The 25,959-nt window shown below is 62.0% G+C and carries 19 protein-coding genes and 2 pseudogenes; 6 read left to right on the forward strand and 15 right to left on the reverse strand.

The features are described 5' to 3' along the window. Positions 1–74: 74 nt before the first annotated feature. Genes CLU92_RS02680 through CLU92_RS02690 form a run of 3 tightly spaced genes read left to right on the forward strand, consistent with a single transcriptional unit; the run spans position 75 to position 3,084 of the window. Positions 75–668, forward strand: coding sequence for a hypothetical protein (locus CLU92_RS02680; RefSeq protein ID WP_180338407.1), 594 nt, complete (start codon positions 75–77; stop codon positions 666–668). Beyond that, positions 665–2,044, forward strand: coding sequence for an AMP-binding protein (locus tag CLU92_RS02685; RefSeq protein WP_101480609.1), 1,380 nt, complete (start codon positions 665–667; stop codon positions 2,042–2,044). The genes CLU92_RS02680 and CLU92_RS02685 overlap by 4 nt, the downstream gene beginning before the upstream one ends. Continuing rightward, positions 2,041–3,084 (forward strand): AAA family ATPase, encoded by a 1,044-nt coding sequence (locus CLU92_RS02690; protein WP_101480610.1) that lies wholly within the window; start codon positions 2,041–2,043, stop codon positions 3,082–3,084. The genes CLU92_RS02685 and CLU92_RS02690 overlap by 4 nt, the downstream gene beginning before the upstream one ends. Before the next feature lie 24 nt (positions 3,085–3,108). Here the strand turns inward: CLU92_RS02690 and CLU92_RS02695 are convergent. The 12 genes and pseudogenes from CLU92_RS02695 to CLU92_RS02750 form a co-directional block, all read right to left on the reverse strand. Next, a pseudogene (locus CLU92_RS02695) lies at positions 3,109–3,249 on the reverse strand (AraC family transcriptional regulator); the annotation flags it as partial. A gap of 120 nt (positions 3,250–3,369) precedes the next feature. Next, positions 3,370–4,656, reverse strand: a complete 1,287-nt coding sequence (locus CLU92_RS02700) for an O-acetylhomoserine aminocarboxypropyltransferase/cysteine synthase family protein (protein WP_101480611.1) — start codon at positions 4,654–4,656, stop codon at positions 3,370–3,372. Between the two features lie 94 nt (positions 4,657–4,750). Beyond that, on the reverse strand, positions 4,751–5,662 hold the full coding sequence (locus CLU92_RS02705; protein ID WP_101480612.1) for a carbohydrate kinase family protein: 912 nt from the start codon (positions 5,660–5,662) through the stop codon (positions 4,751–4,753). Then, positions 5,659–7,299, reverse strand: a complete 1,641-nt coding sequence (locus tag CLU92_RS02710) for an alpha-amylase family glycosyl hydrolase (RefSeq protein ID WP_101480613.1) — start codon at positions 7,297–7,299, stop codon at positions 5,659–5,661. The genes CLU92_RS02705 and CLU92_RS02710 overlap by 4 nt, the downstream gene beginning before the upstream one ends. Before the next feature lies 1 nt (position 7,300). After that, a complete protein-coding gene (gene malG, locus CLU92_RS02715; protein ID WP_077402472.1) occupies positions 7,301–8,191 on the reverse strand; it encodes a maltose ABC transporter permease MalG in 891 nt (296 codons plus the stop codon). 10 nt (positions 8,192–8,201) lie between these two features. Next, positions 8,202–9,713 carry a maltose ABC transporter permease MalF gene (gene malF, locus CLU92_RS02720; RefSeq protein ID WP_101480614.1) on the reverse strand — a complete coding sequence of 504 codons (1,512 nt, stop codon included), beginning with the start codon at positions 9,711–9,713 and terminating at the stop codon, positions 8,202–8,204. A gap of 137 nt (positions 9,714–9,850) precedes the next feature. Continuing rightward, positions 9,851–11,071 carry a maltose/maltodextrin ABC transporter substrate-binding protein MalE gene (gene malE / locus CLU92_RS02725; RefSeq protein ID WP_180338408.1) on the reverse strand — a complete coding sequence of 407 codons (1,221 nt, stop codon included), beginning with the start codon at positions 11,069–11,071 and terminating at the stop codon, positions 9,851–9,853. 98 nt (positions 11,072–11,169) lie between these two features. Beyond that, the gene (locus tag CLU92_RS02730) at positions 11,170–12,255 is read right to left on the reverse strand and encodes an ABC transporter ATP-binding protein (protein ID WP_101480615.1); all 1,086 of its coding nucleotides are present in this window, start codon (positions 12,253–12,255) and stop codon (positions 11,170–11,172) included. An 84-nt stretch (positions 12,256–12,339) separates the two neighbouring features. Next, positions 12,340–13,980 (reverse strand): alpha-amylase family glycosyl hydrolase, encoded by a 1,641-nt coding sequence (locus CLU92_RS02735; RefSeq protein ID WP_101480616.1) that lies wholly within the window; start codon positions 13,978–13,980, stop codon positions 12,340–12,342. A gap of 301 nt (positions 13,981–14,281) precedes the next feature. Further along, positions 14,282–15,295 carry a substrate-binding domain-containing protein gene (locus tag CLU92_RS02740; protein WP_101480617.1) on the reverse strand — a complete coding sequence of 338 codons (1,014 nt, stop codon included), beginning with the start codon at positions 15,293–15,295 and terminating at the stop codon, positions 14,282–14,284. 340 nt (positions 15,296–15,635) lie between these two features. Further along, positions 15,636–16,853, reverse strand: a complete 1,218-nt coding sequence (locus CLU92_RS02745) for a carbohydrate porin (protein WP_101480618.1) — start codon at positions 16,851–16,853, stop codon at positions 15,636–15,638. 219 nt (positions 16,854–17,072) lie between these two features. Beyond that, positions 17,073–18,632 (reverse strand): MFS transporter, encoded by a 1,560-nt coding sequence (locus CLU92_RS02750; protein ID WP_101480619.1) that lies wholly within the window; start codon positions 18,630–18,632, stop codon positions 17,073–17,075. A gap of 107 nt (positions 18,633–18,739) precedes the next feature. On the opposite strand from CLU92_RS02750, the gene CLU92_RS02755 reads away from it, so the two are divergent. The 3 genes from CLU92_RS02755 to CLU92_RS02765 all read left to right on the forward strand — a co-directional run bounded on the left by CLU92_RS02755 (position 18,740) and on the right by CLU92_RS02765 (position 22,806). Continuing rightward, positions 18,740–19,654 carry a LysR family transcriptional regulator gene (locus tag CLU92_RS02755; protein ID WP_101480620.1) on the forward strand — a complete coding sequence of 305 codons (915 nt, stop codon included), beginning with the start codon at positions 18,740–18,742 and terminating at the stop codon, positions 19,652–19,654. A gap of 310 nt (positions 19,655–19,964) precedes the next feature. Then, entirely contained in the window at positions 19,965–21,080 is a 1,116-nt protein-coding gene (locus tag CLU92_RS02760) for a patatin-like phospholipase family protein (RefSeq protein WP_101480621.1), read from the forward strand. Positions 21,081–21,159: 79 nt separating this feature from the next. Further along, positions 21,160–22,806 carry a methyl-accepting chemotaxis protein gene (locus CLU92_RS02765; protein ID WP_101480622.1) on the forward strand — a complete coding sequence of 549 codons (1,647 nt, stop codon included), beginning with the start codon at positions 21,160–21,162 and terminating at the stop codon, positions 22,804–22,806. Positions 22,807–23,197: 391 nt separating this feature from the next. Here the strand turns inward: CLU92_RS02765 and CLU92_RS02770 are convergent, their stop codons facing one another. The 3 genes and pseudogenes from CLU92_RS02770 to CLU92_RS02775 form a co-directional block, all read right to left on the reverse strand. After that, on the reverse strand, positions 23,198–23,782 hold the full coding sequence (locus CLU92_RS02770; protein ID WP_101480623.1) for an imm11 family protein: 585 nt from the start codon (positions 23,780–23,782) through the stop codon (positions 23,198–23,200). Between the two features lie 75 nt (positions 23,783–23,857). After that, positions 23,858–23,977, reverse strand: a pseudogene (locus CLU92_RS28460) (hypothetical protein); the annotation flags it as partial. Between the two features lie 79 nt (positions 23,978–24,056). Next, positions 24,057–25,715 carry an alpha-glucosidase gene (locus tag CLU92_RS02775; protein WP_306821357.1) on the reverse strand — a complete coding sequence of 553 codons (1,659 nt, stop codon included), beginning with the start codon at positions 25,713–25,715 and terminating at the stop codon, positions 24,057–24,059. Between the last annotated feature and the right edge of the window lie 244 nt (positions 25,716–25,959).

Below are 25,959 nucleotides of genomic sequence, written 5' to 3' on the forward strand. Positions count from 1 at the left end.
GCGCAGCAGAATTCCGGGGTCAGACCCGGCGGGTCTGACCCCAGCATTTGCCGTTGGGTTGAGGTAATGACATCATGATGCAAATCGGTCCCCACCTCGAAACACTGACCCACCGCCTGGCCGACACCCCCGTCGAGTTCCTCGCCGAGCCCCGCATCGCCGGCGTCGCCAACGCGCAGGCGGTGGCGGTTGCCGCACTGGTCAACGACATTTTGCTGCTGCATGGCACCCGCGCGCCGGCCGCGTCACTGCAGGGTTTTATCGGCGCGCAAGTGAAGGCGGACCGCAATCGCCTGGCGCTGGCCATGATCTTGTGCTGGCTGCTGGCCGACGAGTGGTTCATCGGCCAGCAATTGCGGCAGCAGGATTTGCTGCAGGTGCTGGGCGAGACGGCGCGCGAACTGGCCGCCGCCACGCCAGCCCACCAGTTCACGCACGACCCGGAGCGGCGCGAGGAGCTGGCGCGCATCGTGCTGGCGCGCCTGGCCTTTCGGCCCCGTGACGAAAGCGTGGCGCAGGCGACGGACAGATTGTCCGCCATCAGCGGCACGGAGCGCCGCCGCCTGCTCGAAGCGAGCCGGCTGGCCGAACAGCGCGCGCGGGAGATCCGCGAGGCGCTGGCGAAGAAGGCGGCCGAGGAATCGGCCGACAAGTGGTCGCGCGAATGACGCTCGCTGGCAAACCTGATGTCAATCTGCCGGGCGGCGCCTGGGAATCGGACCGCCACTACTGTCCCACGCTGACGCAAGCGGGTGCGCGCATGCTGGAAAGACTGCGCAGCCATCCGGCCGCCCCCCAGTACCGCAACCGCAGCGGCAACAAGCTGCTGGCGGCGGAAGTGGCTGCCCTGCGTGTCTATGAGCAGGAAGTCATGGATGCGGCGATCAGCTGGAGCCGCGCCGCGCCGCCATCCTGGCTGCCGGAGTTTCTCAGGGCGACTTATGCCACGGTGCCCTACTATCGTGCCTGCGGTTCGCCACCGGCGCGTCTCATCGATGCAACGCCCATCAGCCGCGCCGAACTGGCGCACGATATCGCCGCCTTCGTGCCCGACGATGCGGACTTGGCGCGCATGATCAATTTCCAGACCACGGGCACCACGGGGCACCCGTTGCTGATCGCTTCGCACCCGCTGGTGGCGGGGCGCTACCTGGCCTTCCACAAGCGCGCGCTGCGGCGTTTTGGCGTGACTTTACGCCATGGCGCGGGACAGGTGGGCGTCATGCTGCTGGGGCATCAGCGCCGCTGCTTCACCTATGTCTCCGTCACGCCCACGATGGACGAATCGGGCCTGGCGAAGATCAACCTGCACGTGGACGACTGGCGCGAGCCGGACGACCGCGCGCGCTACCTGGACGCCATGGCGCCCGAATTGATCGCGGGCGACCCCATCTCGTTTGCCGAGCTGCTGACCTTGCGCATGACGTACAGGCCGGCCGCGCTGCTGTCCGTGTCGATGATGCTGTTGCCCGGCATGCGGGCGCGCCTGGAAGAACGTTTCGGCTGCCCCGTGCTCGACATCTATTCGCTCAATGAAGTGGGTCCCGTGGCCGTCTACGACGAACAGGCGGGCGGCCACGTGCTGCTGCAGCACCGGCTGTACGTGGAAATCCTCGACAGGGAAGGGCGGCCCGTGGCCGACGGGGAGCGCGGCGAAATCACCGTGACGGGCGGTTTTAATTTTTGCCTGCCCCTGGTGCGCTACCGCACGGGCGATTACGCGTCGCTGATGCATGGACCGCACGGTCCCGTGCTGGTGGGCCTGGCGGGGCGCAGCCCCTTGCGCTACAGGATGATCAACGGCGAATGGATCAACAATATCGACATCACGCACGCCCTGAAGCCGCTGGCCATCGCCCTGTTCGGCGTGCACCAGCATGGCGACGGCAGTGTCGTACTGCGCCTGGCGCCGGGCGCCATGCCGCAAGCCGACCGGGCGCGCGCCTTGCTCGCCCCCTTTTTCGGCGCCATTACGGTCGAGACTTTGCAGGCGGAAGACAAGATCATTCAATACACCTCGGATTTGCAGGAAGCAGTGGCATGAACCTTTATAAACGCGGCCTCGTGGTGGGCAAATTCTGCCCGCTGCACAAGGGCCACGAACTGTTGATCAATCGTGCGCAGGAGGCCTGCGAAGAGCTGCTGTTGGTCAGCTACACCAAACCCGAATTTCCCGGCCTGGACCCGGCGCGCCGGGAAGGGTGGCTGCGGGCGCAATTTCCCCAGGCTGTGGTCGTCGCGCTGGACGATGCGCGCCTGGCCGCCCTGTGCGCGGTGCGCGGCGTGCCTGCGCGTTCGCTGCCGCACAATGACGACGAGGGCGACGAGCAACGCCACTTCATGGGCTGGCTGTGCTGGACGGTGCTGGCGCTGCCCGTCGATGCCGTGTTCAGCAGCGAAGACTATGGTCCCGGCTTTGCGGGCGTGCTGGAACGGCATTACGCGATGGGAGCGGTAGCGCATGTCAGCGTGGATCAGGCAAGAGCGCTGGTGCCCGTGTCCGGGACCTTGGTGCGGCAAGACCCGCAGGCGCACAGCGCCTTCCTGTCACCCATCGTGCGCGCCGATTTCGTCACGCGCGTGTGCGTGCTCGGTGGCGAATCGAGCGGCAAGACGACCTTGACGCAGGCGCTGGCGCGGCATTTCGAGACGGAATGGGTGGCCGAATATGGCCGCGAGCTGTGGGAAAGCCAGGATGGCGTGCTGGCCTATGATGATTTGCTGAAGATCGGCCGGGAACAGCTGCGCCGCGAAGCGCAGACGCTATTGGCTGCGCGGCGCTGGCTGTTTTGCGATACATCGCCCCTGACCACCTATTTTTACTGTGTCGAGATGTTCGGCAAGGCCGAGCTGGAGCTGGCGCAACTGGCCGAGCATCGCTACGACCTGGTGCTGCTGTGCGCGCCCGATTTCCCCTTCATCCAGGACGGCACCCGCCGCGACGGGGATTTCCGCGCGCGCCAGCATGCGTGGTACCAGGCAGAGCTGGCGCGGCGGGGGATCGCCTTTGTCAATGTCTCCGGCACGGTGGCCGAGAGGATCAGGCAGGTGGCGCAGTTGTTGGCGGAGCGTAATCCGACATGACCACTCCAGCGGCCGCACGGGAATGCAGATCTCGCAAGAGAATTCGCCGGTGGTCGGGTTCATCGCCGTGGCGGCGGAGAAGCGCTCGAAGCACGGGCGCTCATCCCACTGCAGGCCGCTGGCTGGCAGCCATTCGCGCGTGATGCGCTTCCACGTGCACGGCATTCATGCGCCGTGCATATTCGGTGCGGAACAGGCCGGAAGCAGCCTGTTCCGGCGATGGTAGCGGGAGTTCATGTTGCTGATTATGCCATGAAATTTCCCGCTGGCCGCATGAAGAAGGGCTTACGCCGCGTTCAAGGCCTGCTCCAGGTCTTCGCGCAAGTCGTCGATATGCTCGATGCCCACGGACAGGCGCAGCATGTCTTCGGAGACGCCCGCCTTGGCCAGTTCCGAGGCATTGAGCTGGCGGTGCGTGGTGGACGCCGGGTGGGTGGCCAGCGACTTGGCGTCGCCGATATTGACCAGGCGCGTGAACAGCTGCAGGGCGTCGAGCACGCGGGCGCCGGCCGCGCGCGGGTCCTCGCCAGCGGCCAGTTTCAGGCCGAACGACAAGATGCCCGAGGCGCGGCCATTCATGTATTTTTTCACCAGCGCGTGGTCCGGGTGGTCTTCCAGGCCCGCGTAATTGACCCACGCGACTTTCGGATGGTTTTTCAGGTGCTTGGCCAGGGCCAGGGTATTGTCGCAGATGCGGTCCATGCGCAGGGCCAGGGTTTCGATGCCCTGGATCAGCTGGAAAGCGCTCAAGGGCGAGATGGCGGCGCCCATATTGCGCAGCGGAACGACGCGCGCGCGGCCGATGAAGGCGGCGGGGCCGAATGCTTCCGTGTAGACGACGCCGTGATACGACACGTCCGGTTCATTCAGGCGCTTGAAGCGTTCCTTGTGTTCGGCCCACGGAAACTTGCCGCTGTCGACGATGGCGCCGCCCACGGTGGTGCCGTGGCCGCCCAGGTATTTGGTCAGCGAATGGACGACGATGTCGGCGCCATGCTCGATGGGGCGGAACAGATAGGGGCTGGGTACCGTGTTATCGACGATCAGCGGGATGCCGTGCGCATGCGCGATTTCGGCCAGTTTTGCCACGTCCGTCACATTGCCCAGCGGGTTGCCGATCGATTCGCAAAAGATGGCCTTGGTGCGGCTGTCGATCAGGGCTGCGAAGGTCTCGGGCTGGCGCGCGTCGGCAAAGCGCACTTCGATGCCGATCTGCGGCAGGGTGTGGGCAAACAGGTTGTAGGTGCCGCCGTACAGCTGGCTGGCGGAGATGAAATTGTCGCCCGCTTCGGTGATGGTCTGGATCGCGTAGGTGATGGCCGCCATGCCCGACGCCACGGCCAGCGCAGCTACGCCGCCTTCCAGCGCCGCGACGCGCTTTTCCAGCACGTCCTGCGTGGGATTCATGATGCGCGTGTAAATATTGCCGGCGACCTTGAGGTCGAACAGGTCGGCGCCATGCTGCGCATTGTCGAAGGCGTAGGCCACCGTCTGGTAGATGGGGACGGCGGCGGCCTTGGTGGTCGGGTCGGGGGTGTAGCCGGCGTGTACGGCCAGGGTTTCGATTCTCATGTGGTCTCCGGTATCGGTGGTATGCGGTGGTCAAATCCGCAGCCATTGTGCCATGCGCCCGTTAGCTCGATGCTACCCTTGATAGAATATTAAGCTATAAGCTAGTGCTGTCTTGATATAAGTCATGCAGCTGTGGCAGCCCGATGAACCGTTCATGCGTGCCATTCTGCGCGCAGGCAAACGCGCCGGCGATGGCGCCGCAGCGCATGGCAGTGTCCAGGCCTGCATCACCCAGCCAGGCGTGCAGGAAGGCGGCGACAAACGAATCGCCCGCGCCATTCGTGTCCACCACGGGCAACTTCAGGCCTGCCGCCGGAGTGTGCCGCACGGACGCGCTGCCCCGTTCCAGCACATACGCGCCCTGCGCGCCGGCCATGGCGATCACGGCCTGTGCGCGGCCTTCCGCGACTATCGTGCGCATGACGGATTCCGTGCGCTCGGCCAGCGCGGCCGTGCTGAGGAAGACCAGGTCGGCCCGCAGCGCGAACATCTTGTGGTGCGGGTTGATGCCATCCCAGTCGTGCAAATCGGTCGACACCGTGGTGCCGCACACTTGCGCGTCGTCAAACAGCGCCGCCACCCAGCCCATGATGGAAAAGTGCGCATGGCGGGCCGGGCCCAGGTAGGGCAGGTAGAAATTGGGCGGCATGCGCACGTCTTCCGGGTGGCGGCCGTCGTACAGCGACAGTCTGCGTCCTTGCGGGTCGACCAGGTTGACGCTGCGCCGCGTGCCGGACGGTTCGACGATGTGTGAAAAATCGAGCTTTGCCGCTTTGTAACGCTGCAGGATGGCCGCGCCTTGCGCATCGTCGCCGATGAAGTCGATGAACTTGCAGCGCAAGCCCAGCGCATGGCAGCCGAGCGCCACGCCATTGCCAGTGTGCGCCACGTAGTCGTGGATGGGTGGCACGTGTACGGAATCGGCGACGGGCAATTGCAGGTCGGGGACGCGCACGATGGTGTCGATGCCGGCGCCGCCGACTACTAAGACGTCATAGGTACTCATGGTGCAGCGTTCTCCAGCAGGACGGTGCCGGCCGCGTTCACGGCGACGGCGCCATCTTTGACGATATAGGTTTGATGCGTATAGGCGTCGCGCAGCTTGCTGCCATCGGCGAAAACGCCGTGTATCTTCAACGTGATGATCCCCTGCGCCTCGGGCACGGCGATGATGGCGTCATCCTGCGCCACGCGGGCAAACGCATACGGTTTCTCGTCGATCAGGCGATGCTCGCCGCGCGCCAGGGCAGGGTGGCGCAAACGGAACTGGCCCAGCTTGCGCGCATGCGCCAGGGTGGCAGCGTCCAGCGAGTCCCAGTTCATGTCGGAGCGGGTGGCCTGCTGTTCGTCGCCGATGGGTGCCGCGCCAGGCTGGCGGCCGCTTTCATCGCCGTAGAACAGCTGCACGCCACCGGGTGCCAGCAGCAGGGCGGACAATCCATGTTTCAGCTCCTTGCGCGGGAACAGGCTGGTATCGTGCGAAGAGATATACGACAGGATGTCGTAGCGGGGCTCATTGCCAATGCGCTTGCCCAGCAAGCCCGCGTACTGGCGGTAGACGCCATCGATGCTTTTCCAGTCGCCGCCAGCGCGGTGTTGAAAGTCGAAATTGATCATCGAGTCGAAGCCCGCGTCATGCCAGCTGCTGCGCTCTGGACCATGGCCCCACGCTTCTCCCGTCATCCAGAACGGGGCATCGTCGATTTTCTGTTCGGGATGGCGCGTTTTCCAGTCCTTCAATGCTTCCGTGGCGGCAGCGCGCAGGGCCAGCCAGCTGGCCGGCTCCACGTGCTTGACGGTGTCCGCCCTGAAACCGTCGACGCCGAATTCGCGCACCCAGTCGGCCAGCCAGTGGACCAGGTAAGCGCGCACGGTGGTGTCGGGCAGGGCGACGGCGCGCGTGTCGGACTTGCGCTGCAGGATAGGCGGCAAGCCCACGGCCTTGCCGCTTTCCGTGCGGAAGTCGGGCAGGAAGGCCAGCTGCATGGTGAAATCATCCTGGCCGCCGTCGGGATAGCCGGGCAAGCCCGCGCGCACCCAGTCCGGGCCCCACCACTGCTTGAATTCGAAGTTGTTGTAGTCGATGAAGCTATGATAGTCGCGCAGGGTGGCTTTTTCATGGCCGGGCCACAGCACGGGCACCTTGTACTGTGCCAGGGTGCGCAAGTCCGCGTAGCCGGGATGGTTCAGCACCACGTCGAACAGCACGCGGATGCCCTGCGCGTGGGCCGTGCTGATCATCTCGCGCAATTCTTCGCGCGTGCCCATGTTGGCGTCCATGGTGGTGTAGTCGAGCGCCCAGTAGCCGTGGTAGGCGTAGTGCTGGAATTGCTGCTTGCCGCCCACTACCCAGCCGTGGATCTGTTCATACGGCGCCGTGATCCACAGTGCGTTGACGCCCAGGTCTTGAAAATAGCCGGTTCTCAGCTGCTGCGTGATGCCGGCGATGTCGCCGCCGTGAAAGCTGCCCACATCGCCGCCTTGCGGGTCGGCCGCGCGGCCATAACTATGGTCGTTGCCGGGATTGCCGTTGGCGTAGCGATCTGTCACGGCAAAGTAGACGATAGGGTTGTCCGCGAAACTGCCCGCCTGCGCCGGTGCGCAGAAGAGCAAAGCGGCGAGGGCGGTCAGCATGGTCTTCATGTCAGCCCTTCACGCCGCCAGCCGTCAGGCCGGAGATCATCCACTTCTGCGCCAGCAGGAACACGGCCGTGATGGGCAAGCCGGACAAGATGGCTGCCGCGGCGAAGTCGCCCCACAGGTATTTTTGCTCGTACAGGAACAGTTTCGAGCCGACCGCCAGGGTCAGGTTGTTCTGTTCATGCAGCAGCACGGAAGCGATCGGATACTCGATGATGGCGCCGATGAATGACAGCAGGAATACCACCATGAGGATGGGCACCGTCATCGGCAGCAGCACGTAGACAAACGCTTGCCACTGCGTGGCGCCATCGACCTTGGCCGCTTCTTCGATCTCGATGGGGATGGTTTGATAGTATCCCTTGATGGTCCAGATATGCAGGGCGATGCCGCCCGTGTAAGCCAGCACCAGGCTGCCGTGGTGGTCGATGCCCAGCCATGGCACGTAGCTGCCCAGCACATCGAAGATGGCGTAGATGGCCACCAGGGCCAGCACGGCGGGGAACATTTGCAGCAGCATCAGCGCGGACAGGGTCTGCGACTTGAAGCGGAACTGCATGCGCGCGAATGCATACGCGCAGGTGGTCGACAGCAGCACGGTGACGGTGGCGCTCATGCTGGCCACCTTGATGGAATTCCACAGCCACAGCAGCACGGGAAAGTCCGGCTCGACCAGGGTGCCGTTGGGCGCCTGGTAAGACATGCCCAGCGCCAATCGCCAGTGCTCGAAGCTGATCTCGGGCGGTATCAAACTGCCCGAAGCGAAGTTGCCGGGCCGCAGGGAGATCGACAAAATCATCAGGAAGGGAAACATCACCAGCGCAATCAGCGCGATCACGGCGACATGGGCCGCCAGGATGCGCCAGCGGTTGGAACGGTCGACAACGATAGCCATGAACTGTCCTTTATGCTTTGTTCATGCGCGTCAGGCGCATGTTGACCAGCGAAATCGCGGCCACGAGGAAGAAGATCAGGGTCGAGATGGCAGCGGCCAGGCCAAAGTTCTGGCCGGAATCCTCGAACGCGATGCGATAGGTATAGGACACCAGCAAGTCCGTCGTGCCGGCAGGCAAGGTCGTGTCGAGGAAATCGGGACGCCCGCCCGTCAGCAAGCTGATCAGCACGAAGTTGTTGAAATTGAAACCAAGGCTGGCCACCATCAGCGGCGTGAGCGGCTTGATGATCAGTGGCAGGGTGATCTTGAAGAAATTCGTCAGCGGTCCCGCGCCGGCCAGGGCCGACGCTTCGTACAGGTCCGACGGGATCGCCTTGATCAGGCCCATGCACACCACCATCATGTAGGGGTAGCCGAGCCAGGTGTTGACGATCAGGATCATGGCCTTGGCCAGCGTGGTGTCCGAGAACCAGGCGGGCTTGATGCCGAAGAGCGCATCGAGCACCAGGTTGATTTCGCCAAAGTTATTGTTGAACAAGCCCTTGAAGACGAGGATGGAAATGAATCCGGGCACGGCATACGGCAGGAACAGCAGGGTGCGGTACAGGCCGCGGAAGCGCAGCGCATCCCAGTTCAGCAGCACGGCCAGCGCCATGCCCAGGCCCGTCGTGGTGGCCACGCTGATCAGGGCGAAGACGATGGTCCAGACGAAAATGCGCAGGAAGGGGCCGCGAAACGCTTCGTCGGAGAAAATCTTCACGAAGTTGGCGAAACCGACGTTGACCTTGAAGCCCGGTTCCAGTTTCGTGCCGTCCGGCATTTCATAAAATCCCGTCTTGAAATTCGGTGTCACGAGTTCGCCCGTGGCGATCTTCTTCAGCGTCTTGTCGGGGAGTTGCTTGTAGACATGCGCAACGGGGCCGAATTCACGCAAGCCCACCATGCGCAGCTCGATCCTGTTAGGCAGGATGAGTGTCAGCAGCTTCAAATCCTTTTGCAGGGCGATGATGTCCTTGATGGGCAGCGGCGGTGCCAGCACGGGTGCCTGCACGGGATCCGGCGGCGCCACCTCCACGTTCAGGGGGACGGCGCGCTTCAGGGCCAGCGGCTGTGTCAGCAGCACTTCGCCCGTGTCCGGGCTTTCCAGGCGCAAGCGGTATTCCTTGTTGTCCGGGTGCACGGTCAGTGCGTAGCCCGTGCTTTCCACGCGCTGTGTCTCGTCGAGCAGGTATTGCGTGGCCCGCTCATAGGTGAGCAGGTTGCGCGAACTGAAATTGGTAAAGCCGATCGACACCGTGTACACCATCGGCAGCAGCACGAAGACGATGACTGCCGTGATGCCGGGAAACAGGTAACGGTAGGCATAGGCGCGCGGCGACGTGAAGACAAACGTCGTCAGGGTCAGCAAGCCGAGGAAAATGGCGGCCAGCATGGTCTGGCCGGAAATGTACAACATGAAGAGCAGATACAGACCCAGCGCCATGCTGATGGTCAATACCGTAGGGCCGATAAACTTGCGCACGATGGATACCTGTGAAGATGGAATGATACGAGGTGGCGTAGGTCGGATTAGCGCTTGCGCGTAATCCGACAACACTGTTGGCTGCTGGTGTCGGATTACGGCCCTTCGGGCCTAATCCGACCTACGCCTTGACCTGCTTAATTGGCGGTCGTAATCCGCTTCGCCGCCGCATCCAGGCCATCCTTGGTGGTCTGGCGGCCTTGCGTGATGTTTTCCAGCGCCGATTGCATCGACGACCAGAAGCGGCCCATTTCCGGGTTGTTCGGCATCGGGCGGCCCGCTTGGGCGCTTTCCATCGTCGCCTGGATGTTCGGATTGGCTTTCAATTCCGCGAACAGCACTTTGTTGGCTGGCGTGCCCAGCGGGACGTCGGCGTTGATGGTTTTCAGGCCATTGAGCTGCAGCATCTGGTTTTCCAGGAATTCCGTCGCCAGGTCCTTGTTCGGGCTCGCCTTGGAAATCATTGCGCCCAGCACACCCACGAATGGGGTGGCCGTCTTGCCTGCCACGGTAGGAATCGTTGCCACGCCGTAATTGATCTTCGATTTGCGCGCATTGTCCCACGACCATGGGCCGTTGATCATCATGGCGATCTTGCCCTGGTTAAAGCCGGCTTCCATTTCCGCGTAGCCCGCGCCCTTCGGCATGGCGCCACTGTTGATCAAGGTCATCAGCGCATTCACGCCAGCTTGCGAACCGGCATTGTTGACACCCGTCTTGGCCGCATCGTAGCGCCCATCAGCCTTGACTTCAAACGGGAAACCGCCGCCCGCGCCCAGCAAAGGCCAGGTGAAATAGGTATTCGTGTAATCCCACAGGATGGCTTTCTTGCCTTGCGCAGACAGTTTTTTGTCCAGCGCGGCGATTTCCTCGAAGGTTTTTGGCGGCGTCGGCACCAGGTCCTTGTTGTAGACGAGGGCCACGGCTTCGATGGAGATCGGGTAGCCCCAGGTCTTGCCGCTAACGGTGAAGGCGTTCCAGGCCAGCGGCAGGATGGCGGCGCGCGCTTCCTTGCTTGGCGTCACTGGTTGCAGCAAGCCGGCGTCAATCCAGCCGCCGATACGGTCATGCGGCCAGATCCAGATGTCCGGGCCCTTGCCGGCGGCCGCCGCCTGCTGGAATTTGTTCGGTGCATCTTCCGGGTGCTCGACGACGACCTTGATGCCCGTCTTCTTGGTGAATTCTTCGCCGACCTTGGCCAGGCCCTTGTAGCCCTTGTCGCCATTGATCCAGATCAAGAGGGTACCTGCTTCGGCCGCGTGCGCCATGCTGACGGCGGCCAGGTTGCCGATGCCGGCCAGGGCGGCGGCGATCAGGGTGGTTTTGATGAAGCTGCGTTTCGGGTGTGTGAAGGACATGTCAATCTCCAGTGTCTTTTTTTATGTGAAGTATCAAGGCTGAAACGATGCAACCAGGCCAGGCGGCGCCTGTAGCGCCTGGCCCCTTAAATTCGGAATCAGTTACGGGTCTGGCCGTGCTCGTCGAACACGTGGACGCGGGCGGGCGCCACTTGCAGCGCCACGGACTGGCCGATGGCCCAGTCCGTGTCTGCATCGGCGCGCACCACCAGCGGCTCGTCGCCGCCCGGCACCTGCACATACAGATAGCTGATGTCGCCCAGTTTTTCCACCGCCTGCACGCTGGCCGTGATGGCGGCCGCAGCGCCGGGCGCGCACGCCTGCACGTGTTCAGGGCGGGCGCCGATGGTGACGGGGGTGCCGCTTGCCAGCGGCTGCTGGAGTGCCGCCTGCAGCAAGCCGCCTGCATTCGTGGCAATGGTGGCCACGCCGTCTGCGTAGCTGTGGATCTTGCCTTTGAGGAAGTTCATGCGGGGCGAACCGAGGAAGCCGGCCACGAACAGGTTGGCGGGATGGTGGTATAGCTCCAGCGGTGCGCCCACTTGTTCGATGCGGCCCGCGTTGAGTACGACGATGCGGTCGGCCAGGGTCATCGCTTCGACCTGATCATGCGTGACGTAAATCATGGTCGAGCGCAATTCGCGGTGCAAATTCGCCAGTTCGATGCGCATCTGCACGCGCAGCGAGGCGTCGAGATTCGACAGCGGTTCGTCGAACAGGAAGACGTCGGGTTTGCGGACGATGGCGCGGCCGATGGCCACGCGCTGGCGCTGGCCGCCTGACAAGTCTTTTGGCTTGCGTTCCAGCAAAGGTTCGATGCGCAGGATTTGCGCGGCGCGCTGCACGGCGTCAGCAATTTGTACCTTACTCATGCCGGCCAGTTTCAGGCCAAAGGCCATGTTTTGCGCCACGCTCATGTGCGGATACAGGGCGTAGCTCTGGAATACCATGGCGATGCCGCGTTTGGCGGGCGGCACGTCGTTCATGCGCGTCTTGCCAATATACAAGTCGCCGCCGCTGATTTCTTCCAGGCCGCAGATGCTGCGCAGCAAGGTGGACTTGCCGCAGCCCGACGGTCCCACGAACACCATGAATTCGCCGTCGGCGATCTCCAGGTCGATGCCGTGCAGGGTTTGCACGTCGCCGTATGCCTTTTTCAGGCCTGTTAACTTCAGTCCAGCCATGTCGTCCTCGTTCTCTCAATTTGGCCCCGCTGATGCGCGGGGCTCGTTATTGTAAATGGCGGCATGGCCGCCAAAGCCTGCGATTTACGCCAAGGTGCCGAACCAGCCGCCATGCGGAGGCAGACTGATCTGTTGGTCAACTTTACTGCCCGGTAAGCCATGACCGGCCAGGTCGGCCGCTGGCGCCGCATCGGGCCAGGTGAACGTCACGGCTTCCGTGCCCAGGTTGAAGGCGGCTAATACAGAAGGTTGGCCGGGCAAGTCGCGGCGCAGGGCCAGCACGGGTTCCGGCGCATCGAAGAAAACGATGTCGCCACGCAGCAATTGCGGCAGGGTGCGGCGCCAGGCGAGGATGTTCTGCGCAAACTGCAAAGGCGAGGCGGCGTCGCGCACTTCGACGTCAACGGCACGCGCAAGATGCTCGGGTGGCACGGGCAGCCAGGGTTTTGCATTGCTGAAGCCGCCGTGCGGCGCGTCGGCCACCCACGGCATCGGCGTGCGGCAGCCGTCGCGGCCCTTGAACTGGGGCCAGAACGGGATGCCGTACGGGTCCTGCAGCGCCTCGAAAGGAATGTCCGCTTCCGTCAGGGCCAGCTCGTCGCCCTGGTACAGGCACGGTGTGCCTTTCAGCGCCGCCTGCACGGCCAGCACCACCTTGGCCAGAGATGGCGATGGATTCTCGCCGCCCCAGCGCGTCATGACGCGCACGCTGTCGTGGTTGCCTACGGACCAGGAAGCCCAGCCGTCGGTCACTTTGGCTTCGAATTCTTCCACCTGCGTGCGGATGTGCGCGGCTGAAAACTCCGCCGTCAGCAAGTTGAAACTGTAAGCCATATGCAGCTTGTCGCCGCCCGTGGTGTAGGCGGCCATGGTGTCCAGCGCATTGTCGTCGCCCACTTCGCCGATGGAAATGGCTTGATATTCGTCAAGCACGGCGCGCACGCGCTGCAGGTAGGCGATGTTTTCCGGCTGCGTCTTGTCATACACGTGCGCTTGCATGCCATACGGGTTGATGGCCGACACGCTGCTCGCGTCGCGCTGCGCGGCTGGCGGATTATCGCGCAGCAACTGGTCGTGATACGGGAAGTTGCAGGAATCGAAGCGGAAGCCATCGACGCCGCGTTCCAGCCAGAACCGCAGGTTATCCAGCTGGGCCTGCTGAACGGCCGGATTGTGGAAATTCAGGTCGGGCTGGCTGGCGAGGAAATCGTGCAGGTAGTACTGGCCGCGGCGCGGCTCCCATTGCCAGGCGGAACCGCCAAACACGGACAGCCAGTTGTTTGGCGCCGTGCCGTCCGGTTTCTGGTCGGCCCACACATACCAGTCGGCCTTGGCATTGTCGCGGCTGGAGCGGCTTTCCACGAACCACGGGTGAAGGTCGGACGAGTGCGACAGCACCTGGTCGATCATCACTTTCAAGCCCAGTTCATGGGCGCGCGCCACCAGGCGGTCGAAATCGGCCAGACTGCCAAACATGGGGTCGACGTCGCAGAAGTCGGCCACGTCGTAGCCGAAGTCTTTCATCGGCGACGTAAAGAAGGGCGAGATCCACACGATGTCGGCGCCCAGGGCGGCGATGTATGCGAGCTTGGAGGTGATGCCGGGCAAGTCGCCGATGCCGTCGCCATTGCTGTCGAGGAAGCTGCGTGGATATACCTGGTAGATGACGGCGCTGCGCCACCAGTCGGCGGGCAGGTTGGCGAGATTGTTCTGGATGGTCGGCATGAATGATTTCTTAAAAGTTGCCTGTAGCCGTGGCTATCAGGGTGGCGCTGCTGGTTGGTAGGCGAACGTCTTATTTTAAAATTCAAAGCGCTTTGGGTATGAAATGAGTATAGTTCAAAGCGCTTTGAAAAGTAAAGCGATACACGCACCAGACATACGATTTTTTTATGAGGGTAATTCAGGACGGCGAGGCGGGAGAGCCGGGGTCAGACCCGCCGGGGGATTGCGTCCCAGTGGGACGCAATCCCCTCACGCAGTGACTGACCCTGGTATTTTACGGCTTGTGCGGCGAGAGGCTGAATCAGGAGGGTATTGCCGGTCCGGCCGACTCGCCCGGCAGCAGCTCGCACGGCCACAGTTCCTGCAGTTCGGTGACGGGCGTGCCGTCCATCAGGGCCAGCAGCATGTGGATCATCTTCGCGCCGGCGCCACGCGGGTCGGGCTGCACGACGGTGGTGACGTTGTGGCCGGCCAGGGAGTCTTCCATCACGCCCCAGACGATCAGGGACATCTCGCTGCCGATGGCGATGCCCGCGTCGAGCAGGGCGCGCACCGCGCCCACGCCCGACATGTGATTGTCGACGATGACGGCAGTAGGGCGGGGCGAGCGGGCCAGCAGGCGCTGCATGGCCTGGTAGCCGGCGCGGCGGTCGTGCGCATTGTCGACCAGGTTGTCCGGGTCGACGGCAAGGCCGCCCGCCTGCATAGCGTGCTGGAAACTCTCGACGCGCTGGCGCACGAAGTTCAGGTCCGGCGTGGCGCTGATCAGGCCGATGCGCTGGTGGCCCAGCTGTGCCAGGCGTTCGACGGCCAGGCGCATGCCCGCCTCATTGTCGTAGTCGAACCAGGCGTGCGGCTGGTTCAGCTGCGTGCGGCCATGGGCGACAAAGGGCATGCCCTGCTGCGCCAGGTAGGCGATGCGCTCGTCGAACGGTTTTGTCCGTCCGACCACCAGTCCGTCGATGCGGCGTCCCTTGACCATACGTTCATAGGTGTGGAATTCATTGGTGGCCGACGCGGGCGCGATCATCATGTCCATCTGCTGCGCTTCCAGCGCTTCCGACATGCCGCCCACGATCTCGATGAACATGGGGTCGGCCAGGTCGTTCGGCATCAGCGGGTAGATGATGCCGACGATATTCGTGCGCCCGACGGCCAGGCTGCGCGCCATGGGATTGGGACGGTAGCCGGCCGCCTGCGCGGCGGCCAGCACCCGCTCACGCGTGCGTTCACTCACTTCCGGATAGCCATTCAAGGCGCGGCTGACGGTGGTTTCGGATATTCCTAGCGTTTTGGCGAGATTTTTGAGGTTCATGGATGCTGCAGTCGGGGGCTATCTTGAGTGGGTCTTGCCGCTGCCGGCGTCCTGCCGTTGGGCGGGAGCGGTGCAGTGCAATGCGATTAGGGGTAGTTTATCTGATAAATGCCGGAATGATCAGGGTCATGACCAGCGGCGGCAGCGCCCAAAAAAATACGCGGGCAAACCCAGGGGCGCCCGCGCTAAAAGAGGATACTGCTGAATCACTACATTGAAGCTGCCGGCCATCGCGTGCAGCGGCGAAATGGTGGGTCCGGGTAAAGCATGCCCCCAGGAAGGCGGGCGGTGTTGCTGCCAGTGGCTGGCGCCTTGCGGCATCAGCCAGTGTTGGATGCTCTTACCACCAGGATTCCACTTGGAAACCCATGGAGCTGCCGTTTGTTTTTCCACCAAACACGCCCGTCGACGACAGCGCGGTTTCCGCTGCGGCGGCCGACTGGGCTGCCTTGTTCCATTTGGCGTAGGTGTAGAAGGCGCGCAGCACAGGGCGCGACCAGAAGCTGTTGCCAGCCGACAATTGCGGCGCGAAGGTCAGCTTGGTCAGGTTGCGGCTCTCGCCACCTTCCGGCTTGACGATGTCGTGGCCCAGTTCCACGGCCAGGCTGTAGTTGTCCGTGAAGTGGTAGATGGGACGCGCGCCGATCGAGGTCCATTTGCTGCTGACGCCGGCCGTTTGCTTGTCTTCGTAGACGAAGGTGCCCATGCCGGACCAGGAACCTTTGGGCTGGATCATGATTTGTTCCGTCAGGCGCGTGACCTTGTCGTCCTTGTCGGCGCCCAGGCTGAAGCCGCCCGTGTTGGCGGCGCTACCTTTGCCGAACTGCAATGCTACTTTGTTGAAGCCGCCCAGCAGATTGCCTTGCGTATGCATGATGGTCAACAAGTGGCCGCTGGCGATGGGGGCCGCGCCTTGCGCATTGCGTTTCTGATTGAATTGCAGGCCCAGCGTCAGTTCACCGTCCGGGTTGACCTTGATGCCGGAAAAGCGCAAGTCGTGGGACAGGCCCATGCGCTTGCTGTCCTTGTCGTCGGCCGTGCGTACGATGGCGTAGGCCAGCTTGGCGGCGCCCAGGTCGATGTTTTCCAGGCCGGCGCCAGGGCCGCTGTTGTTCCAGAAGTAGTAATCGGTGATGTGCACGTCCTGGCGGTCGTAGTAGCGCTTGCCGACCCAGGCGCGCGCTTCGGCGAAGGCGCCCGTGCCGATCTTGTCAGCCACCACGTTCATTTCACGCCACGACGGGTCCGATTGTTCCCAGTCCTGGTTTTGGTTGACGGAAAACGCCACCAGGGTATTGATGCGGAAGGTGGTGCCGTTGGCTGCCTTGAACGCTTCGCCGCCGAATTTCAGCTCGCCGTAGGTTTCGCACTCATTGCCCAGACGATACTTGGACGAGGCGCCGGCCAGTCCGAAGCAGGCTTCCTTGCCGCCTTCGCTGCTGGTGCCGAAGCCCGAGCGGATGTAGCCGCCGAAGTCGATCGGCAAGGCAGCCTGGGCCGATGCGCTCAGGGCCATGAGCACTGCCGCTGGCAACGCTTTCAAGAAAATTTTGTTCATTGTGTCTCCAGGTTTTTTATAGGTGTGGGATCGGCGAGCATCATTTTGCACAACCAAAGCGCTTTAACTATATTTCAAAGCGCTTTGAGTATAGTTCAAAGCGCTTTGATAAGTAAACTCGTTTTATTCTTCACATCCTTTGGAAACTTGGCAGATGTTGCAGAGAAACATCAAAGGCGGGCGGCGGCGCATGGGCGCCGCCGTGTACGGCAAGAGGAATCAGGATGGAGCGTCGCAGGCGGGCAGGGCGGCCGTGTCCGTTGCCGCAGGGGCCGGATGACGCAAAAAAGCCAGGATCAGAAGGGCCGAGGCCGTCGTAATGCTGGCCAGCACATACAGCAAGTGGCGGAAGGCATTGCCATACGCTTGCGCCAGCTCGGCGGTTCCTGCCTGCGGCAGCAGGGTAGCCGCATGGCGCAGCTCACCCAGCGCCAGGAACGGCCCGGCGTGCGCCGCCTGTGCCGTGCCGACGCCGGCAATGCCGGCGCCGCCCAGCGCTGCCACCGTGAAGGTGCCCAGCAGCGCGCTGACGATGGCCAGCGCCAGGCCTTCGCCCGCCACGCGCGTCGTATTGAAGATGCCGGCCGCCATGCCCGCCCGCTCGACCGGCACGACGCTGATGGCCAGGCCATCCATCAAGCCCCAGGGCAGGCTGATGCCGCAACCGATCAGCAGCAACGGGCCCAGCAAGCTGGCGGGCGACTGTCCCGGCGCGCAGCTCGATAGCCACAGCAGGCCGCCCGCCGCCAGCAGCAAGCCGCAGGCGCAGATGTGCGCGGCGTCAATGCGCTGCGCCGCCATGCCAGCCAGGACCGGAAGCACCAGCATGGGCGCGGACAGGGCGATCATCATGCGTCCCGCTTCCAGCGCGCTGTAGCCTTCGATACCGATGAAGCGGGCCGGCAGCAGCACCAGCAGCACGACAAAGGAAAACGCGGGCGCGGCGGCCAGCAGTTGCACGCCGGCAAAGGCGGGCAGGCGGAATAGCGACAGATCCAGCATGGGTCGCGCGGCGCGCCGCTCCACGCGGATGAAAGCGGCCAGCAGCAAGGCCGCGCCACCGAGCAGCCCCAGGCTGGCGGCGCTGCCCCAGCCACTATTGGGCGCCTGCAGCAAGCCATACGTAAACAAGGAGAGCGCGCCGGTAAACGTCAGGGCGCCGGGCCAGTCCACGCCCTGCGCCTGCGGGTCGCGCGATTCGCGCATGGCGCGCGCGGCGGCCAGCAGGGCGGCCAGGCCGGCTACGGCCGTAGCGATGAAGATGGCGCGCCAGCCCGTGTGCGTGATCAAGGTGCCTGCCAGGAAGGGGCCGAAGGCCAGGCCCACGCCGAAGGCCGTGCCGATCAGGCTGAAGGCGCGCGCGCGGGACGGGCCGTCGAATTCCTGCGCCAGGGCCGCCAGTCCGCTCGACAGGGCCATGGCGCAGCCCAGGCCCTGGACGGCGCGCAGCACATCGAGCCACAGGATGCCGGGCGCGGCTGACAATGCCAGCGCGGCAGCGGAAAACACGCCCATGCCCAACAGGAACACGCGTTTGCGGCCATAGCGGTCGGCAAGCGCGCCGGCCACCATCAGGCAACCGCCAAAGCTGAGCATGAAGGCATTCGTGATCCACGCCAGCGCCAGCGGCGTGCCGTGCAGGTCGGCGGCGATGGCGGGGATGGCGATGGCGGGGCCCGTAAAACTGAGCGGCATGCACAGGGCTGCCAGGCAGACGGCGGCCAGCACGAAGGCGCGCCGGGCCGGGGAGGCAGGCTTCATACGGTGATTCGTATCCATGGGAATGATTCCAGAAAGAGGGAATCCGATGATAATATGGACGCAATCTATGAAAAAGTGGCTGAAATTCCACTCATAGCGGACATATTTTCCCTAATCGAGATGACATGGATAATCTGAACGGCATCTCCGCTTTCGTGCGCGCGGCGGAAACGCGCAGCTATGTGGCGGCCGGGCGCCTGCTCGGCGTGTCGGCTTCTGCCGTGGGCAAGAGCGTGGCGCGGCTGGAAGAAAAGCTGGGCGTGCGACTGTTGAACCGCAGCACGCGGCGCATCAGCCTGAGCAATGAGGGCGCGCTGTTCTACGAGCGTTGCCAGCGCATCCTTGCCGACCTCGGCGATGCCGAGGCGGAACTGTCGCACCTGGCCGTGGCGCCACGCGGCAAGCTCAAGGTCAGCCTGCCCGTGATCGGCTACCGCATCATCCTGCCCCTGCTGGCCGAGTTTACAAGGCGGTACCCGGAGATCGAACTCGACCTCGATTTCAACGACCGCCTGGTCGACGTGGTGGCCGAAGGCATTGATGTGGCCGTGCGCAGCGGCACCTTGACCGATTCGCGGCTGATGGCGCGCGAGCTGGGGCCGTTTGCCTTTGCCATCGTTGGCGCTCCCGCGTATTTCGCCCGCCATGGCGTGCCGGCCACGCCACGCGCGCTGGAACGGCACGCCTGCGTACGCTATAAATTCCCCACCACGGGGAAATTACAGGAATGGGCGCTGCAGCGCGCCGACGGCGACGGCGGTGGTGAACTGCGCTTGCCGACGGCCTTGACCTGCAACAATATCGAGGCATTGATCGGCGCCGCCACGCAGGGCGTGGGCCTCGCCTATTTGCCTGACTTTATCGTGCGTGACGCCATCGCACGGGGCGAGTTGCAAGCCGTGCTGGGCGAGTACCTGCTGTACTCGAGCAAGTTCTGGGTGCTGTGGCCGTCGAGCCGCCATCTGTCGCCCAAAATTCGCGTTTTTGTTGACCATTTGTGTACCCACCTGCATTTTTCCGCGCCCCCTTCCTCCCCCTGACCAGCCTGGCGGCCGCCATGGCGGCCAGTTGAGGAATATTCCTACCCCAAAGAGATTTTTCCTAACATTGCAGAATATTTATTTGCTGCGATGCACCACGCTACGCCGCATATTGTCAGCTTATACCCTTTCTGAATACCCATCATGCGTTAATTAAATTGCCATAAGGAATTTATTTATGTTAATTTCATATCTGTTTCTGCAATATTGCAATAGTTTCCTGTTGCTGGAACATGGGCATGAATCAGCGTAATAAGCGTGTAGTAACCAACAATTAGGGCGTGAGCCCGGTTCCGTTCAGGGAGTGTGCATGAAGACAGTAAGCACGACGCCGCCACATCCGGCGCCAGCCGCGACACCTGCCCGCAAGACGGGCTTGCTGCTTGGGGGCGGTGCACCAAACTCCACCTTGATCGCGGGCGCGCTGGCCGCGTTTCTCGACGAAGGCATCGAATTCGATGTCATTTCGGCCTCCGGCGCCGGTGTGCTGATGGGTTTGCTTTATACGACGCCGCATGAGGCCACGCCGCGCCAGGCCTTGCAAAGCTGGGCCGACACGGGCGTAGCCGACAGTATCTACAAGATGATTCCGATCAACTACAAGGTGTTCCAGAAGCCGGGCATGCACGCCAGCACATTTCGCGACGCCTTCCAGCCGCCGGCCAACAATCCTTTTTTCCAGGCGTTCCAGCAAACGTTTGCGGGCGTGCCCACGGCCTGGTCGGACTGGGGGAAATTGATGGTGTCGTCGCTGTCGCCATCGGACCTGTCGGCGAAAAGCCTGGGCCTGTGCGCGCACTTGCCCTTCCTGGAAAAAGCCGTGGATTTCTCGGGCGTGGCGCGCATGCGCCCCGATTTCTACATCAATGCCTACAACCTTAGCGAGCACCGCATGCAAATCTGGGGCAAGCACGAGATCGCACCGATCCACGTGCGCGCGGCCCTGTCGTTTCCCTTCCTGTATGCGCCCACGACCATCGATGGCGACGACTACATCGAAGGCGCGGCGCTCGATACGCTCAATTTCGAGCCGTTTATCGAAGGCAAGGGCGAACACCATGACGCCGATACCCTGGTCATCCTCGACATCCTCGGCGACGAGCGATTGCTGCGCAAGCCGCGCAATCTGTACGACGCCTGGGTACGCTCCATCATCACGCCACTGGTAAAAATTTCCAAGAGCGAGCTGCGCCTGTTCGAGCTCGAGCACAACACGGACGCGCGCACGGGCCAGCCCAAGCGGCGCCTGCTGAAACTCGACCTGATGGGCGGCATCCCGGAGCAGCACTGGCCCGATACCCTGGACTGGTCCAGTTCGAACATGCAGCTGCTGTTCGACGTGGGCCACAAGGCGGGCCTGGCGTTTTGCCGCCAGCATGGCGACTTGCTGCGCCGCACGCCTGACGCTTCCCCGCTGGCGGCCTAGCACCGTTCTCCGGCCACCTGATCGGCAGCTACTCATCCTGCCTGGCCTCGCCAGGCTGTTTTTTTGACTGTGAAACACCATGAATATCACCAAGCAATTAATTCTGACCCTCACCATCGCCTTGCTGGCCCTGCTGGTGCTGGGCGCCGGCGGCGCCATCCAGCTGCAGCGCGCCCAGGAGCGTTTTGACACCGTGCAAAACCGCATCATCCCCAGCATCCAGGGCTTGAATGCTGCCAAGGGCTTCCTGGCCGATTCGCGCCTGGCCGGCTACCGCCTGTCCGTGTTCTCCAACCTGGCAGACAAGACGGCGCTGGACAAGGCCGTGGCTGACGCCAACACGAATTTCGACAAGGTCATCGCCACGTATCGCGCCGAGCGCCTGTACGACGCCACGGACAGCAAGATGCTCGACGCTGACCAGGCCGCCATGGAAGCCTACCGCCGCGCGCTGGTACCATTCTTTGCCGCCGCCTACGCGGGCGACATGGATGGCGTGCGCGCCACCTTGCTGGCCGGCACGCCGCTGGCCATCACGGCCGCCGCCGCGAAAAAAAGCATGGATGACCATATCGCCTATAACAACAAGCTGGTCGATGACGTAAAGGCCGAAAGCCTGGCCGCCTACGATACGGCCTTCAACACCATGCTGGCCGTGCTGGGCGTGGCCGTGCTGCTGACGGGCGCGCTGGCCTGGCATATCTACCGCACCATCAGCGGCGGCCTGGGCGATATCGAGCATACGCTGGAACGCGTCAGCGCCTCGCTGGACCTGTCCGCCGCCATGCCCGTCGAGCGGATGGATGAAGTGGGCCGTACGGCCACCGCCTTCAACAAATTCCTCGAACGTATCGTCGACGTGATCGCCACCGTGCGCACTTCGGCTGATACGGTCAGCGTGGCGGCCGCGCAGATTTCCGCCGGCAACGCGGACTTGTCCGTACGCACGGAGCAACAGGCGTCTTCCCTGGAAGAAACGGCGTCCAGCCTGGAAGAGCTGACCTCGGCCGTGCGCCAGAATACGGACAATGCGCGTCAGGCCAATACCCTGGCCGTGTCCGCCTCGGACGTGGCCCGCAAGGGCGGCGCCGTGGTGGCGCAAGTGGTGGGCACGATGGGTTCCATCAATGAATCGGCGAAGAAGATTGCCGACATTATCGGCGTGATCGACGGCATCGCCTTCCAAACCAATATTTTGGCGCTGAATGCAGCAGTGGAAGCGGCCCGTGCGGGCGAGCAGGGCCGCGGCTTCGCCGTGGTGGCCACCGAAGTGCGCAACCTGGCGCAGCGCTCGGCGGCGGCGGCCAAGGAAATCAAGGGCTTGATCGAGGATTCCGTGGATAAAGTCAACACGGGCAGCGCGCTGGTCGATCAGGCGGGCGCGACGATGGAAGAAATCGTCGCCAGCATCCGTCGCGTGACGGACATCATGGGCGACATCGCCGACGCCAGCCACGAGCAAAGCGCCGGCATCGAGCAAGTGAACCAGGCCATTTCGCAAATGGACCAGGTCACCCAGCAAAACGCGGCCCTCGTGGAAGAGGCGGCCGCCGCCGCTTCCTCGCTGCAAGAGCGCGCCGTGGAACTGGTCGACGTGGTGGCCGTGTTCCGCCTGCGTGGCGATGCCCAGGCCAAATCGTTGAAGGTGGCGGGCGGTTTGCCAGCCCGTGCTACACCTGCCTCTGGCCGGCGCCTGGCGCTGCCCGGCCGAAGCGTCAGCGCTTGACCCTTGTGACTACCCCGGTACGCCGGGGTTTTTTTTTGCGGTGGAGCCATCCAGTGCGTAAGCGTTGACGTGCTGCACCTGTGGCGGGCGGCGGTAAAGTTGCCGGGGCTGGCAGGGCGGAAGGGATGGCGGGAGGCACCGCCTGGTTCTGCACAGGGTATCAGCCTGACTTTCGTGCGCGTGATTCCGCTTTCGTCCCGAAGCAGACCTTCGCAATGCTGTCATGTGCGCCCAGCCATTGGTGAACATATTCAAGGTCGGAAAAGCTCTTTTTTTGGTCGATGGCGGACGGTGGTGATACCAATATTGTCTCAGGTCGGACAGCCACAGGGAACGGTACCAGATGAATAAATCAGTGCCTCATCGGAAACTGTTGTAGCTCAAAAGCTTTTTAGCAGGTTTTTTCAATATTCAACCGGAGCCCTCTACTCTTCGCAGCACGCACAATTTCCTCAGAAAGCAATGGATCAATCCATATGATTTTATCGACAAAGAAAAAATCTAGCTTCTCACCTTCAGGCTGTTCTATACAAAGATTTTTTATCCCCCTGACCTTATAATCAGGTGAAAGCTCACCACTGGCAAGCTTGCCTAAAACCATAGGCTTTCCCGAATAATCCGAATTGATATAATCAAAACATAAAACTTTATCATTGGCATGAATTAGGAAATACCTTCCCTCTGTGGCTTTCCCATTGAAATAACTGGCGTCCACTGGAAAAAATTCCAAGGAGGTATTATGTTCATCTATAATTTCTTTCATTTGTTCAGAAATAAAGAATGCGCCGCATGTTGTAAGAAAAAAATCGGCTTTGAGTTTTTTTATGCGCTTATCTAAAACAAGGCTAACCTTAGTCTCACGCAAGAGAATTTTTTCACCTAGCTGATAGTGCTCAGGAAGCGCCGGAAAAAACTCCACATCACCATCAATAAACCCACCATCTGGATCTTCATGCCGAAGAATATAGTATTGCACGTTACTTCTCCTAACAAGTCAAACGAGTACCTTCAAGTCTCGGATCTGTATTTTTTAATAGCAGGTTATCAGTGCCTAAGTAGCGACCTCGAAGAGATAATAGTCAAGTAACTCTTGAGCGGACAAGGATAAGCTCAATTCCGCATATACCTCGCGCTCTACGCATTCTGCAGGAGTCTCGCCAATCCCGATGCGACCACCAGGAAGTTCTCACTCATCCCAGCGCCATTTTCCCAGGCGATCGCGCGACTCGATGTGATTGCACAACAACGCTTTACCCGAGCCCTGCCTCACACACATAAGCAATAGCAAACGATTCGTATGGCTGCAGGCTGAGGTGGTCGGTCCAGCTATCACGCTGGGCATAGTTGCTGATCAAGCCTTGCCCGGCAATGCCGTGCAGCATTGCCGGCAGATCCAGTTCGACGTGTTCGCCGGAGAAGTTGTTGACGACAACCAGCTGTTGGCTTCCCAAGCTGCGCCGATAGGCGAATACGTGCGGGTGCTGCTCCAGCAATGGCAGGTATTGTCCGTAAACCATGACGTCCCAGTGCTTGCGCAGTTCGATCAGCTTCTGGTAGTGGAAGAAGACCGAATTGGGTTGTTCCTGCGCGGCCGCGACGTTGATCTCACGGTAGTTTGGATTCAGCTTTAGCCATGGCGTGCCACTACTGAAACCGGCGTTGTGTGTGCTGTTCCACTGCATTGGGGTGCGCGCATTGTCCCGCCCGTTGGCGTGGATGCCGGCCATCATCGTCTCCGGTGAAACGCCGGCGGCCGTGCGTTCGCGGTAGAGGTTGAGCGATTCGATGTCGCGATAGTCGTCGATGGAATCGAAACGTACATTGGTCATGCCTATTTCCTCGCCTTGATAGACGTAGGGGGTGCCCTTGAGAAAATGTAGCGCGGTGGCCAGCATCTTGGCCGACTCGACCCGGTAACGGCCGGGGTCGCCGTATTTGGATACGGCGCGTGGCAGGTCGTGGTTATTCCAGAACAGCGAGTTCCAGCCGGCATCGGCCAGCTCGGTCTGCCACTTACTGATGATCTGCTTGAATTCGATCAGATCGAACGGCCGCGACTTCCATTTCCCTTCCTTGGTATCGTGGGTCATTGTGATGTGCTCAAACTGGAAGACCATCGACAGCTCCTGGCGCGCCGGGTCGGAATACAGCTTGGCGGTCTCCGGGGTGGCGCTCCAAGTCTCGCCCACCGACAATACATCGCGTGCCGCCAAGGTCGCTTGGTGCATTTGCTGCAGCAGCGGGTGCAGTTGGGCGCCGTTGGCGATAATCTGCTGGTCGACCTGTTTGCCGATGAGATCGATCACATCCATGCGGAAGCCGCCGATGCCCTTGTCCAACCACCAGTTCATCATGCGATGCACCTCTTCCTGCACCTGGGGATTTTCCCAGTTCAGGTCCGGCTGTCGTCTCGAGAACAGATGGAAGTAATATTCATCGCTGGCGGTATCGTATTCCCATGCACTCCCGCCAAAATAAGAACGTTGCTGGTCGGGCGGGGAGCCATCGGCGCCTGGATTGCGCCAGATGTAATAGTCACGGTAGGGGCTATCCTTGGATTTCTTCGCCTCGACGAACCAAGCATGTTCGTCAGAGGTGTGGTTGACCACAAGATCCATCAAAATACGGATGTCGCGCTTGGCCGCCTCTGCGATCAACTGCTCCATCTCGGCCAATGTGCCGAATTCAGCGGCGATATCCTGATAGTCGGAGATGTCATAGCCGTTATCGTCCATCGGCGACCGGTACACCGGCGACAGCCAGATCAGGTTGATTCCCAGATGTTGCAGGTAGTCCAGTCTGCCGATGATGCCGGCCAGATCACCGACCCCATCGTGATTGCTGTCTTGAAAACTACGTGGGTAGATCTGATACACGACGGCGTTATGCCACCATTTCTTATCCAACATGATTATCTTTCTCGCTTATGGATTGGCGGCACTGTCTTGCAACGTGCCAAGGGATCGTCAGGGGTAGGGTAGATCCGATCTCGTCGTTGGATCCGGCAGCGATGAGATCGCACACCAGAAGTGTGGCAGGACACCGAGGCTCCAAACACGATCCATCGTGTTTTCATCGTCCGAGAACCATGGATGAGGAGATTCTAAGCTACCGATGGCGTTTTGCTGCAATGGCACCGTCCGCTTCCGCACC

The sequence above is a fragment of the Janthinobacterium sp. 61 genome (assembly GCF_002846335.1).
GTDB lineage: Bacteria > Pseudomonadota > Gammaproteobacteria > Burkholderiales > Burkholderiaceae_D > Janthinobacterium.